This window comes from Paenibacillus sp. CAA11 (assembly GCF_003060825.1).
In the GTDB taxonomy this organism is placed as follows: Bacteria; Bacillota; Bacilli; order Paenibacillales; family Paenibacillaceae; genus Fontibacillus.
The window spans coordinates 1,822,307-1,834,459 of sequence record NZ_CP028922.1; the positions used below are offsets into that span (position 1 = coordinate 1,822,307).

Sequence of the window (12,153 nt, forward strand, 5' to 3'; positions counted from 1 at the left end):
GCGTGCCTATGACGTATAATTACCATATATCGGGAATGACGTACATAAATTTCACGTAAATTTACGGTGGAAAAGCGTAGTTTTACTATCGGGGTATGGCGCAGTCTGGTAGCGCGCACCCTTGGGGTGGGTGAGGCCGTGGGTTCAAATCCCGCTACTCCGATTTTAAACAGCAAAGCCCCCTGTCTAGCTTGAATGAACACAAGCTGGGCAGGGGGCTTTGCGCTGGTACCACATAGAGAAACCGCCAGCTAACACGAGCCTTCGCTCCCGTAAGCTGGCGATCTGAACATCTGGTAAACTGGAGGTTTACAGGGTCTGAAACATCGTAGTTTCCCGAGCATAATGTGATTTCTTGCCTGTATCTACATTGCGGATGCGCACATAAGTTTCGGTATATTTCTCAACAATGCCTCGTCCAACTTCACAGTACACTCCAGCGGGGTCTTCCTGCCATGCAGTAATGACTTTCTGGGACAATGCAGCTGCAAAGAACTCAATATTCGCGATAATCGTGTTTTGCATGTCTAGCTCCTTCTATTTGGTAAAGATTAATAAGTGCAATTCAACTATAATAATCACATTGTATCATTTATTGATGAAAGGGAAAACAAAATTAAGGGCCAGTATGTTACAAATTGTTGGAGGCAGTATTCGTTGCAGCCAGTTCTTGATTCCTAATCCTGGTCGAATAAATAGAATGAACTAAAGAAATGAATATTATAGGATCTAAGCTCAATGTAAAACTTTAGTTCAATCTATATAAATACCAAATTGATGTATCTAGAATTTTATTTTGGGCAGAATCATAAAAGATATGAAGCAAAAGGACCAGATGGCTAGATGTAATGAGCTGCTGAGAATGTTATGAGGGCATCAATACGATTTTACATACTACCTTCCGTATGATGGATTCCTCCTTTGATTTAATCATGCTTCCTGCTATATAGACGCTTGATATTAACAAAAGTTACTTCATAGTTGTGTTATGGTAATAGATTATTGAGTGTGGAATAGAATTATCTTGATCCCAGCATCTAAGTGTGTTAAAATTCAATTTGTTGTGAATTCGGTGGTCCTCTGCGGATAATGAGGGAGACATGGGAGTTCTCCGGAAGATGCAAGAACGCCTGAGTGGAAGGAGGGAGTCATAGATGAATATCGTCCAAGCGATTACTCAAGAACAACTTCGCAAGGATATCCCGAGCTTTCGTCCTGGTGACACTTTGAAAGTGTACGTAAAGGTTATCGAGGGAACTCGTGAGCGTATCCAGTTGTTTGAAGGTGTTGTAATCAAGCGTCGTGGCGGTGGAATTAGCGAAACTTACACAGTTCGTAAGATTTCTAACGGTGTAGGTGTGGAAAGAACTTTCCCGCTTCATTCCCCGAAAATCGATAAAATCGAAGTGGCTCGCCGTGGTAAAGTGCGTCGTGCGAAGCTCTATTATCTTCGTGAACTTCGCGGTAAAGCAGCGAGAATTAAAGAAGTACGTCGCTAATCTGAAGATTATCGACCATGAGAGGGGCTTGGGTAATCAAGCCCCTTTCGTTTATCCAAAAATAAAATGTGTGTATATAATCCAACAAAAAGCGAGGGCAGCCATTCATGGAACAGCAATATGAAGCGGAACAACCCGGCAAGGCATCTAAAAAGAACAAAAACGAAGCGTTGGAATGGGTCAAGGCTATTGTCATTGCAGTCGTGCTGGTTCTCTTGATTCGTTGGTTATTCTTCGCGCCCTTCATTGTTGACGGACCGTCTATGCAGCCTAATTTTCACACCGGAGAACGGATTATTGTGAATAAGATCCTGTATGACATTAGAAAGCCTAAGGCCGGTGAGGTTATTGTGTTCCATGTGCCATCGGAAGGAAGGGACTTTATCAAGCGGGTGATCGGAGTTCCCGGGGATACTGTCAAGGTTGATGGAGACAATGTTATTGTTAACGGGCAGGTTATTGATGAACCGTACATTAAAGAAGCGGTAGAAGCCAAACATAAGAATAATGAGCTGTACAATGATATGAATTTCCCTAATGACCAGGTCAAGGAAGATACTGTGCCTGAAGGCCATGTATTTGTACTGGGTGATAATCGTTCAGACAGTACAGACAGCCGCATGATCGGTTATGTTCCCTATAGTGACATTGTAGGCCGAGCGGATCTGGTTTTCTGGCCAATGAAGGATATTCATTTCATTAAACATTAAGCTAACACTTGACATATATTGTCAGCATAGCGGGAACTTGAGGTGAGTAGACAATGACGATTCAGTGGTTTCCCGGACATATGACCCGGGCTCGTCGGCAGATTCAAGAAAAGTTAAGTCTGATTGACGTGGTGATTGAATTAGTCGATGCACGTCTTCCGCTGTCCAGCAGAAATCCGATGATTGATGAGATTTTGCAAGGCAAACCGCGAATGATTGTAATGAATAAGGCGGATCTAGCTGATCCCTCGGTTACACGGGAATGGATTGAACATTTCAAATCGGAGGGCCACACAGCTGTTGCTGCAGATGCATCCAGCGGGCAGGGCATTAAGGAGATTCCTCTGAAGGCCAAAGAGCTGCTGAAAGAGAAGATTGATCGGCAAATTGCAAAAGGAATCAAGCCCCGACCGGTTCGAGCTTTAATCGTTGGCATTCCGAATGTGGGCAAGTCTACATTAATTAACCGGCTGGCTGGCAGAAGTATTGCAGCAACCGGGGACCGTCCTGGCGTGACGAAGGGACAACAGTGGATTAAGGTTGGCACCGATATGGAGCTGCTAGATACACCAGGGATTCTGTGGCCGAAATTCGAGGATCAGAATGTTGGCTATCGTCTGGCTGTAACTGGTGCAATTAAAGAGGAAATATTGAATGTTGAGGATATTGCCTTTTTTGCAGTGAAGTATTTAGCGCGTTATTATTGGCCAAACTTCCAGGAGCGCTTTGAGCTTCAGGAGGCACCAACAGATTATGAGAATCCGGATGAAATCGTAGCTGTTATGGAGGCAATAGGACGTAAAAGAGGTTGTATCGTCAGCGGAGGCCGAGTGGACTTGGAAAAAGCATCGGGCATTCTTCTCCGTGAATTGCGAGCAGGTAAAATGGGTCGCTTCTCTATGGAGGCACCATATTAATCGGATAGCGGGAAGGTACGGCCGCCAATATTTATTGGCGGCTATATTTATTTTAAATTATGGGAATCTGCGCAGGATACTGAAGGAAACAGGCGAAGCAGCCGATATAAATAATATGAGATTGTGCAGCAAGCTGAATACTTTTTCCTAACGGGGCTTGGGTCTTTTTCTGCTCATATGGTAATCTAGGAATAGATTCATAGATCAAAAGTATGAAGAAAGGACCGAAGGAAGCTTGAGAACCCGCGGAATTACCTTTTTGAATTATAGCTTTGATCCCAATCTGTGTGTCTCTAAGGAGACCAAAAACAAGCAAATACGGACGCTACCTTATGGCACTGTGAAAAAGAACTGTCTTGGCAAAGCAATAGGAGGAGCAGCATGAGTGACTTGCTAACGATAGAACGTGAATACTGGGGTAAGAACTACGAGCATATCGCGGGGATTGATGAGGTTGGCCGAGGCTGCCTGTTCGGGGACGTGGTAGCTGCTGCAGTGGTTTTGCCGAAAGAGCTGGTTCTAGAAGGAGTCAATGATTCCAAGAAGGTTACACCTAAGAAAAGAGAGGCTTTGTTCGAATTAATTATGGAGCATGCGTTGGCTGTAGGGATCGGCTATGTGGATGCGGCGACGATCGACCAGATAAATATCAAGCAGGCTACACGCCTTGCCATGAAGCAGGCAGTCGAGGGACTTCAGGTTGCCCCGGATTTTCTGCTTGTGGATGCGGAGAAAGTCGATGTTCAGTACCCTCAGCTGTCCGTCATTAAAGGTGATGCTACGAGCCAGTCTATTGCCGCAGCTTCGATCATTGCAAAGGTGACCCGGGACAGGCTTTGTCAAGGGGAATGGGATGCCAAGTATCCGGAGTATGGAATTGCGATACATAAAGGATATGCTACCAAGCTGCATAGGGAGCAGATTCTGGCACTAGGAGCTACTCCGATGCACCGGAAGAGCTTTATGCGCAACCTTTTTGTTGAACAGCAGGAGCTCTTCTAGTAGTGAGGTCATAATGAACTATGGGCACCTTGAATGGTGCTTTTTTTATAAATAGAAAAGGGGGTTGCCCTTATGAATATAGGACCTGTGGTGAGAAGCTTGATGGCGGGCGGCCAGGCATCGGATGCCAAGACACTGGAGCTGCGAACAGGACAGGTTGTCCGCGGAGTGGTGCTTAGCGTGTCGGACAACGGGCTTGAAGCGGTAGTCGAAGTGCAGGGGGTTCAGCTAAAAGCTGCATTAGAAACGCCGTTAGAGAAAGGACAAGCAATGATGATGCAGGTTCAGCCTCCCAATAAGGACGGGTTAACTGTACTTAAGCCTCTGCTCGCTGCACCTTCAGCTGTAGTAAGCGAGGCTGGAATTGCAGAGCTATTAAAGAATATGGGCCTTGAGGCAAACGCGCAAAATCGGGAGCTTGCTAAATTGATGCAAAGTCAGGGGATGCCCATGACGCGTGAGCAGGCACAGCAATTGCTCCAGACGCTCTCCGGGAAGGCTCCAGAGGTGCCTCTCGCCCAGTGGATCAATGCAGCTGCGATCGCCCAGCAGCGCGGACTTCCTGTAACAGGAGAAAGTCTTGCAGGCCTTCGTCAGGCCATATATGGGCCGCCTGTTCATCAGCTGATGGCTAATTTGGAAGAACAGGTGAGTCAGCTTCTAACAAGTACGCTTGAGTCATCAGGCGAGGCGAAGCCAACAGCTCCAGCAGCTCAAGCCACCCCAGTGGCTGTGCAACCTCCAGCTGCGGATTCCAAGGCTGGGAGTGCAGCTGTGATTTCTGGAAGCGGAGGCGGCGCACCAGCTCAGCAGGCAAGTGAGGCCTTGCTGAACAAGCTGCAAAATGTGCTGGGGCAGCTCCGTCAGGAGCTTGCACGGGCTGGAGGAGAGCAAGGGGCGGCTGCATCGTCCCAGCCGGCGGCAGCAGGCCAGGGGTCAAGTGCACCGCTGAGCGGCGCCGTAGGGCAGCGAGGGCCGACTCCAACGGCGGCTCAACCCGCCGCTGCCGGAGCCACCTCCGCCGCGCCCGTATCCGGCGCGGCGGCAGGCGCTGCAGGCGAAGCGGGCGCAGCCCCTTCGCCTCAAGGGCAAGCGCAGCCTACCCCCGCCACGGATTCGTGGGTAGGCCGCGTGCTGAAGCTGCTCGGTGTGGAGCACGAGCAGCAGACCGCCCGCGCGCTGGTGCTTGGCGCGCGGAATGCGGCGCAGCCTGCACCTTCGGCTGCGGAACAGAGCACGGCGCCTGCGCCTCAGCAGGCCGCCGGCACGGGTGATGCGCCTGCCCGGAATGTGGTGGGCGGGCAAAGCGGCGGCGCAGCTGAAGCGCCGCCTCAAGCGGCGCCGACTGCAGCGGCGGCGGCCAGCGGGCAGCCGCATCGCAGCCCGGCTGCGGTGCCTGGCACAGCGGATGCAGGGCGCGCCGCTGTTCTTGCGGCATTTGATCCGGATGCCGCGGCAGCTAAGCCGGATTCGATCAGCTCTGCAGTTCGGGATACGCTGAAGAGCATCCTGCTCCAGGTGATGGATTCACCGGATACACCTGCCCCACTGCAGGATGCGGCACGTCAGATGGTACAACAGCTAACGGGACAGCAGCTGCTCTTGAATACGGACCGCACCATGCCATTTGCTCAAGTCACAATGTTTATTCCATTTAAGGGTCCTGGCGGTGAAGAGACAGCGACGGTTCAGATTCAGTCGCGCCGGGGCCGTAAGGGAGAGCTTGACCCAAATAACTGTCGATTGTGGTTTGACCTGAAAATGTCCTCATTAGGCCAAGTTATGGTCGATGTCCAAGTTGCAGATCGCAAAGTGCTGCTGAATCTGCACAGTGAGCGTGAGGCGGTAGGCCAATTCCTGGAGAGCCGACAGGAGGAGATTGCTGAAGCTATTCAGAACGCAGGCTACCGGCTCGTGGCTTTGAAGACGGAAAGCATCCCTGTTGAAAGCCAAGCATCTGCAGGTTCTGAATCCTCGTTATCCTTTGTTCCGCCTTCCTATCAGGGGGTGGACTACCGAGTATGAGCGAATCATCTAGAGAGCCTGAATCAGGTTTGTCCAGAAAAAGGGCGGTAGCTCTCAAATATGAGCCCTCCCAGCATGAGGCTCCTGTCATTGCTGCGAAAGGACGGGGGCATCTGGCTGAACAAATCCTGGCCAAGGCTGAGGAGCATGGGATACCGGTTCAAGAGGATCCCGCATTGGTTGAAGTTTTATCCAAGCTCGACCTGGATCAGCAGATTCCTCCTGAGCTGTATACACTGGTTGCGGAGATTCTAAGCTTTATCTATCGCTCGGACCAGGCCGCAGGGAAGGGGCTGCTGCCATGAGCTACCGCCAGGAAGAGAAGCGAAAGGATACGCGCAAAGCCAAAGGCATGGCGGCTGAACAAGCGGCTGCAGCTTATCTGCAGTCCTTAGGCTATCGTATTATAGCGCGTAATTGGCGCTGTCGTAGCGGTGAGCTGGACATTATTGCAGAGCATTCTGAAACCTTGATTATTGTAGAGGTCCGCAGCCGAAGTGCGGCTTCATCCGCCTTCGGGACGCCTGCAGAATCCATTACAGCTCGGAAAATTCGCCAGGTGCGGGAGACAGCAGCTGTTTATTTACATCAGATGCAGGGGTACCACTTGAAGGTGAGGTTTGACGTAGTTGCCGTGCTTTTGGATAAGTCTAACGTCTGCTGCTCCGTAGAGCACATCCAAAATGCGTTTTAGACAGGTAGGAAGGGCGCTGGCAGGTCAGGTGAGAAAGCACGGGATCTTAGAGTTCTGACCGATGTCAGAGTTCTTGACTTGGAAGAGAAATACTTTTACAATACGAGCAGCAAGAGTTTCATAAAGAGAGAATAAGGAAGCACCTTTTCTTCGCGGGCAGTCAGCCAATATTGCGATAGGAAGGGTGTTTTTTGCGATGTACAGCAAAATGTTCAGCGCTTGCTTGTACGGGATTGACGGTGTGGTTGTTGAAGTAGAGGCCGATTTGAGCAATGGTTTGCCTATGACTACCATTATCGGATTGCCGGATTCAGCGGTTCGTGAAGCGGTAGAACGTGTCAGATCAGCAGTGAAAAATTGCGGTTATGAATATCCGCTTCAGCGGATTACAATTAATTTGGCTCCAGCAGATTTACGGAAGGAAGGCTCGGCCTTCGATCTGGCTATAGCGGCAGGGCTGTTGATGGCAACCGGACAGTTACAGCTGCCTAATACGAAGCGGCTGCTTATGATTGGCGAGCTGTCGCTTGATGGCACGCTGCGGCCTGTGCCAGGCGTGCTGCCGATGGTGGATTTAGCTAAGCGGCAAGGCTTTGAAGCGGTCCTGCTACCAGCCGATAATGCAGAGGAAGCACTGTTGATTGAAGGGGTTGAGGTGTATGGTCTCCGCCATCTAAATGAGCTGGGGGCCGCTCCTTCGGGAATGAAGGAAGGAGCAGCGGGGCATTTGGGTTCGCCACTATCAAAGCTCCGGGTGAAGAAAAGGCATGAAGATTTAAGAGCGCCAAGCCGTAATGAGCCGATTGAGGATTATGCAGATGTCCTAGGACAGCAGGCCGTCAAGCGAGCCCTGACTATTGCCGCAGCAGGGATGCATAACTTAATGCTGATTGGCCCTCCAGGGACGGGGAAGACGATGCTGATGAAGCGGCTGCCCGGGATACTGCCTCCGCTATCTGAAGAGGAAGCGCTTGAAGTTACGAAGATCTTCAGTGCGGCCGGGAAATATAAAGAGTTCTCCGGCGGCTTAATGACACAAAGGCCCTTTCGAGCGCCACATCATACCATATCGGCCGGGGGCTTGATAGGAGGAGGGGCTGTTCCTAAGCCCGGAGAGGTTAGCCTTGCTCATAAAGGTGTTCTGTTCCTTGATGAGCTACCAGAGTTTACAAGAAATGTTCTAGAAGTACTGCGGCAGCCTCTGGAGGATCGGAGGGTGACCATCAGCAGGGCCCGGGCTGCATTCACGTTCCCGGCGCATTTTATACTAGCTGCTTCGATGAATCCTTGTCACTGCGGCTTTCTGGGTTCAGAGCCTCCAATGCCTCGCTGTACCTGCAGCCCTGCGCGAATTGCCCAGTATCGGGACCGTATTTCAGGACCGCTTTTGGATCGGATCGATCTGCAGATTGAAGTGCCTCGGCCCAAAAGCTGGACCAGCCATGAACAGCCCATAACTACCGAAATAATGCGTCAGCAAGTACTGGCTGCACAGGAAGTTCAGAAGCAGCGGCTGTCTGCATGGGGTTTGAGCTGGAACAGTGAATTGACAGGTCAACTGCTCCGGCGGGTGGTTCAGCTCACCCGGGAAGCAGAGCTGCTGATGACCTCCTCGTTCGAAATGCTGGGCTTAAGCATGCGTGCATATGACCGAACTATAAAGATTGCCCGGACCATAGCAGATCTGGAAGGTCAAGAGGAAGTCACGGCCTCTCATGTGGCAGAGGCTATTCAGTATAGGCAGCTGGATCGCAGGGCTCAGGATCTGGTGAATGGATGAGGGCGGAGCTGATTTAAATAACATCGAAGAAAGAGCAGTCTAAAGCTGGGCTCTCCCTTTATTCGGGATTAAGTTGCCAAGCGATAGCTGCTCTTTTTTTATAGTAGATTAGAGTACGTTGAGTTCTACTTGAATATTGCCGCGAGTGGCCTGGGAATAAGGGCAGGCCTGATGAGCCCCTTCGACAAGTTTAAAAGCGGTGTCATGGTCTACACCTTTAACCAGAACATCCATTTTCACACCAATGCCGAAGCCGCCGTCTTCAACTTTACCGAAGCTCACAGTTGCTGTTACTTCTGTGCCTTCATGCTTAATTTGCTGCATGCGGGCCACCATGTTCAGCGCGCTATCGAAGCAGGCGGAGTAACCGGCTGCGAACAGCTGCTCAGGATTGGTGCCCTCGCCGCCAGCACCTCCCATTTCACGGGGGGTGCTAATGTTAAGGTGGAGCGAAGGGCTTGAGGATTCAACGTATCCGTTTCTTCCACCCACTGCTTTTACTGTTGTTTTATACATTTTTTGTTGAATAGTCATCATATTCATACACCTGTCTTTCAAAATTATATTTCATACAATTTAATTTATAACAATTATTACGATTTGTAAACTGTTTTGAGATATTATTTGTGTATTTTATGTGATAAAATAAATGAGCAAAGGCGGGTGAGACTAATGAAGACGAATGAAAAGGAAGGCTTGCTGAAGCTGGAGAACCAGCTTTGCTTTACTATATACGCATGCTCACGTGAAATAACGAAGCTGTATCAGCCTCATCTGGAAAAGCTAGGGGTAACTTATTCTCAGTATTTGGTGCTCCTTGTTTTGTGGGAACGAGGAGAGTGTACTGTGAAGGAGCTTGGGGAAGCTCTGTATCTTGATTCAGGAACGCTGACCCCGCTCCTTAAGCGGCTTCAATCGGCAGGCATCCTGAACCGCGAGCGTTCACCGCATGATGAACGAAAGGTTCTGATCACCCTAACCGAGAAGGGTAAGGAGCTGCGGGAGCAGGCGCTGAGTGTGCCGGAGGCCGTATTTGGCGGTGTATGCGGATCACCAGAGGAATTTGATCTGATCATGCGGCAATTCAAGGATTTGCTGAACCATGTTCACAGCCGCAACTTGGCCAAGTCCTAGCCCTTTATACTTTGCGTGTCCGAGATTTTGTGGATACGCTATTTTTTTGTCTTCTTTTTGCAATCGATCTCAAAATAGGAACAATATCATATCAAAATGATGTGTATAAATTATGAACTTTTTGAGGAAAGCGTTTTAAAAACATGATACAATAAGCTGGGTTTATCTTGTTTCTGCTCTTATACCGCTGTTGATAGGAGGATTCAAAGCCAAATGAATATCCATGAATATCAAGGAAAAGCAGTGCTGAAGCAGTATGGTGTTGCCGTGCCGGAAGGACGGGTGGCATTTTCTGTGGAGGAAGCCGTGGAAGCGGCAGCAGCTCTAGGCAGTTCAGTTGTTGTTGTTAAGGCGCAGATTCATGCCGGTGGCAGAGGAAAAGCCGGTGGGGTCAAGGTCGCTAAAAGCCTGGAAGAGGTCCGGACCTATGCTCAGGAAATTTTGGGCAAGGTGCTGGTAACTCATCAGACAGGTCCAGAGGGCAAAGAAGTCAAGCGGCTATTGATTGAACAGGGTTGTGATATTAAGAAAGAGTATTATATAGGAGTAGTTGTCGATCGGGCAACGGGAAGAGTTGTCATGATGGCCTCTGAAGAGGGCGGAACTGAGATTGAAGAGGTGGCTGCTGCAACTCCAGAGAAAATTTTCAAAGAAGTGATTGATCCGGTTCTTGGACTGCAGACTTTTCAAGCCCGCAGATTGGCATATGCTATTAATATCCCGAAGGAGCTGGTGGGCAAGACGGTGAAGTTCATGGCTGCGCTTTACGAGGCTTTTATCGATAAAGACTGCTCTATCGCAGAAATTAATCCGCTGGTGGTTACGGGTGACGGACAAGTAATGGCCTTGGATGCGAAATTGAACTTCGATTCGAATGCCTTGTTTAGACATAAGGATATTCTTGAGCTAAGGGATTTTGAAGAAGAGGATGCCAAGGAGATCGAAGCCTCCAAGTATGATCTAAGCTACATTGCACTCGAGGGCAATATTGGATGTATGGTTAATGGAGCAGGGCTTGCAATGGCAACGATGGACATCATTAAATATTACGGTGGAGAACCGGCGAATTTCCTGGATGTCGGAGGCGGAGCTACGGCCGAGAAGGTGACAGAGGCATTTAAAATCATCTTGTCGGACGGTAATGTCAAAGGGATCTTTGTGAATATTTTTGGCGGTATTATGCGCTGTGATGTGATTGCATCCGGTATTGTTGAGGCCGCTAAGCAGGTAGGTCTGAACCGTCCGCTCGTCGTGCGTCTGGAAGGTACCAACGTGGAGCTTGGAAAGAGCATCCTGGCAGGCTCGGGTCTTGACATCGTATCAGCGGATTCCATGGCTGACGGTGCGAATAAAATCGTAGAGCTTGTCTCTTAATCTACCATTCAGGAGGCTACGGATATGAGTATATTGATTGATAAGAATACGAAGGTCATTACTCAAGGGATCACTGGTGCGACAGGGTTATTCCATACCAAGGGGGCTCTTGAATACGGAACGCAGATGGTTGGCGGCGTAACTCCCGGCAAGGGCGGAACAACGATTGACATTGAGCTTGAAGGCGGCAGCTTTAAGACGCTTCCTATTTTTAATTCGGTAATCGAAGCTAAGCAGGCAACGGGAGCAACGGCCAGTGTTATTTATGTCCCTCCAGCCTTCGCAGCCGATTCTATTCTGGAGGCCGTTGAAGCGGATCTCGACCTTGTCATCTGTATAACGGAAGGGATTCCTGTGCTCGATATGGTCAAAGTCAAACGGTATATGAAAGGAAAACGTACGGTGCTTATCGGTCCGAACTGTCCTGGTGTGATTACACCTGGCGAATGCAAAATCGGAATCATGCCCGGCTATATTCATACTCCCGGCCATATTGGCGTAGTCTCTCGAAGCGGAACGCTTACTTATGAAGCTGTTCATCAGCTGACCACCAGGGGGCTAGGTCAATCTACTGCCGTGGGAATCGGCGGTGATCCAGTGAAGGGATCTGAATTCATTGATATATTGTCACGCTTTAACGAAGATCCGGATACGCATGCTGTGATTATGATTGGGGAAATTGGCGGAACAGCAGAAGAAGAAGCTGCTGAATGGGTAAGAGATCATATGACTAAACCTGTCGTTGGCTTTATTGGTGGCGTTACTGCTCCTCCGGGGAAAAGAATGGGGCATGCGGGAGCTATTATTTCCGGCGGTAAGGGCACGGCCAAGGAGAAGATTGCCAAGCTGGAAGCTTGCGGTATTAGGGTAGCCCCAACACCGGCAGAGATGGGTTCAACATTGGTTGAAGTGCTTGAGTCACAGGGCATTCTTCAAGCCTGCACGACACATTAGGAACATTTAGGAATATTGTTGTATAATATACTTATAAGGTAAGCAACCTTCTGACTCCAAGCGA

At 49.5% G+C, this 12,153-nt stretch carries 12 protein-coding genes, 1 tRNA gene and 1 pseudogene; 12 read left to right on the forward strand and 2 right to left on the reverse strand.

What is annotated here, in order from left to right:
* Window positions 1-89: 89 nt before the first annotated feature.
* Window positions 90-163: transfer RNA gene (locus DCC85_RS08600), tRNA-Pro, on the forward strand.
* 146 nt (window positions 164-309) lie between these two features.
* On the opposite strand, the gene DCC85_RS08605 is transcribed toward DCC85_RS08600, so the two are convergent.
* On the reverse strand, window positions 310-525 hold the full coding sequence (locus DCC85_RS08605; RefSeq protein WP_108465207.1) for a hypothetical protein: 216 nt from the start codon (window positions 523-525) through the stop codon (window positions 310-312).
* 629 nt (window positions 526-1,154) lie between these two features.
* On the opposite strand from DCC85_RS08605, the gene rplS reads away from it, so the two are divergent.
* From rplS to DCC85_RS08650, 8 genes and pseudogenes are all read left to right on the forward strand, one after another.
* Window positions 1,155-1,499: a 50S ribosomal protein L19 gene (rplS, locus tag DCC85_RS08610; RefSeq protein ID WP_108465208.1), complete on the forward strand. Its 345-nt coding sequence runs from the start codon at window positions 1,155-1,157 to the stop codon at window positions 1,497-1,499.
* A gap of 107 nt (window positions 1,500-1,606) precedes the next feature.
* Entirely contained in the window at window positions 1,607-2,209 is a 603-nt protein-coding gene (gene lepB, locus DCC85_RS08615) for a signal peptidase I (protein WP_108465209.1), read from the forward strand.
* A 53-nt stretch (window positions 2,210-2,262) separates the two neighbouring features.
* Window positions 2,263-3,126 carry a ribosome biogenesis GTPase YlqF gene (gene ylqF / locus DCC85_RS08620; RefSeq protein ID WP_108465210.1) on the forward strand — a complete coding sequence of 288 codons (864 nt, stop codon included), beginning with the start codon at window positions 2,263-2,265 and terminating at the stop codon, window positions 3,124-3,126.
* A gap of 318 nt (window positions 3,127-3,444) precedes the next feature.
* Window positions 3,445-4,128: pseudogene (locus DCC85_RS08630) on the forward strand (ribonuclease HII); the annotation flags it as partial.
* A gap of 72 nt (window positions 4,129-4,200) precedes the next feature.
* Complete coding sequence (locus DCC85_RS08635; RefSeq protein ID WP_108465213.1) at window positions 4,201-6,153, forward strand: flagellar hook-length control protein FliK; 1,953 nt, start codon at window positions 4,201-4,203, stop codon at window positions 6,151-6,153.
* Complete coding sequence (locus DCC85_RS08640; protein ID WP_108465214.1) at window positions 6,150-6,458, forward strand: EscU/YscU/HrcU family type III secretion system export apparatus switch protein; 309 nt, start codon at window positions 6,150-6,152, stop codon at window positions 6,456-6,458. The genes DCC85_RS08635 and DCC85_RS08640 overlap by 4 nt, the downstream gene beginning before the upstream one ends.
* Window positions 6,455-6,847, forward strand: coding sequence for a YraN family protein (locus DCC85_RS08645; protein WP_108465215.1), 393 nt, complete (start codon window positions 6,455-6,457; stop codon window positions 6,845-6,847). Before DCC85_RS08640 ends, DCC85_RS08645 begins: the two co-directional genes overlap by 4 nt.
* 196 nt (window positions 6,848-7,043) lie before the next feature.
* Window positions 7,044-8,627 carry a YifB family Mg chelatase-like AAA ATPase gene (locus DCC85_RS08650; protein ID WP_108465216.1) on the forward strand — a complete coding sequence of 528 codons (1,584 nt, stop codon included), beginning with the start codon at window positions 7,044-7,046 and terminating at the stop codon, window positions 8,625-8,627.
* Between the two features lie 108 nt (window positions 8,628-8,735).
* Here DCC85_RS08650 and DCC85_RS08655 read toward each other — a convergent pair whose 3' ends face one another.
* A complete protein-coding gene (locus DCC85_RS08655; protein WP_108465217.1) occupies window positions 8,736-9,164 on the reverse strand; it encodes an organic hydroperoxide resistance protein in 429 nt (142 codons plus the stop codon).
* A 135-nt stretch (window positions 9,165-9,299) separates the two neighbouring features.
* Between DCC85_RS08655 and DCC85_RS08660 the strand changes: the two genes are divergently transcribed.
* From DCC85_RS08660 to sucD, 3 genes are all read left to right on the forward strand, one after another.
* A complete protein-coding gene (locus DCC85_RS08660) occupies window positions 9,300-9,761 on the forward strand; it encodes a MarR family winged helix-turn-helix transcriptional regulator (RefSeq protein WP_108465218.1) in 462 nt (153 codons plus the stop codon).
* Window positions 9,762-9,974: 213 nt separating this feature from the next.
* Complete coding sequence (sucC, locus tag DCC85_RS08665) at window positions 9,975-11,135, forward strand: ADP-forming succinate--CoA ligase subunit beta (RefSeq protein WP_108465219.1); 1,161 nt, start codon at window positions 9,975-9,977, stop codon at window positions 11,133-11,135.
* Window positions 11,136-11,159: 24 nt separating this feature from the next.
* Window positions 11,160-12,089 (forward strand): succinate--CoA ligase subunit alpha, encoded by a 930-nt coding sequence (gene sucD / locus DCC85_RS08670; protein ID WP_108465220.1) that lies wholly within the window; start codon window positions 11,160-11,162, stop codon window positions 12,087-12,089.
* Window positions 12,090-12,153 lie beyond the last annotated feature (64 nt).

Excerpts from the sequence above, each read along its gene's own strand:
- DCC85_RS08640 (WP_108465214.1), top strand. The coding sequence starts at position 6,150 with ATGAGCGAATCATCTAGAGAGCCTGAATCAGGTTTGTCCAGAAAAAGG.
- DCC85_RS08650 (WP_108465216.1), top strand. The coding sequence starts at position 7,044 with ATGTACAGCAAAATGTTCAGCGCTTGCTTGTACGGGATTGACGGTGTG.
- sucD (WP_108465220.1), top strand. The coding sequence starts at position 11,160 with ATGAGTATATTGATTGATAAGAATACGAAGGTCATTACTCAAGGGATC.
- ylqF (WP_108465210.1), top strand. The coding sequence starts at position 2,263 with ATGACGATTCAGTGGTTTCCCGGACATATGACCCGGGCTCGTCGGCAG.
- DCC85_RS08635 (WP_108465213.1), top strand. The coding sequence starts at position 4,201 with ATGAATATAGGACCTGTGGTGAGAAGCTTGATGGCGGGCGGCCAGGCA.
- lepB (WP_108465209.1), top strand. The coding sequence starts at position 1,607 with ATGGAACAGCAATATGAAGCGGAACAACCCGGCAAGGCATCTAAAAAG.
- rplS (WP_108465208.1), top strand. The coding sequence starts at position 1,155 with ATGAATATCGTCCAAGCGATTACTCAAGAACAACTTCGCAAGGATATC.
- DCC85_RS08605 (WP_108465207.1), bottom strand. The coding sequence starts at position 525 with ATGCAAAACACGATTATCGCGAATATTGAGTTCTTTGCAGCTGCATTG.
- DCC85_RS08655 (WP_108465217.1), bottom strand. The coding sequence starts at position 9,164 with ATGATGACTATTCAACAAAAAATGTATAAAACAACAGTAAAAGCAGTG.
- sucC (WP_108465219.1), top strand. The coding sequence starts at position 9,975 with ATGAATATCCATGAATATCAAGGAAAAGCAGTGCTGAAGCAGTATGGT.
- DCC85_RS08660 (WP_108465218.1), top strand. The coding sequence starts at position 9,300 with ATGAAGACGAATGAAAAGGAAGGCTTGCTGAAGCTGGAGAACCAGCTT.
- DCC85_RS08645 (WP_108465215.1), top strand. The coding sequence starts at position 6,455 with ATGAGCTACCGCCAGGAAGAGAAGCGAAAGGATACGCGCAAAGCCAAA.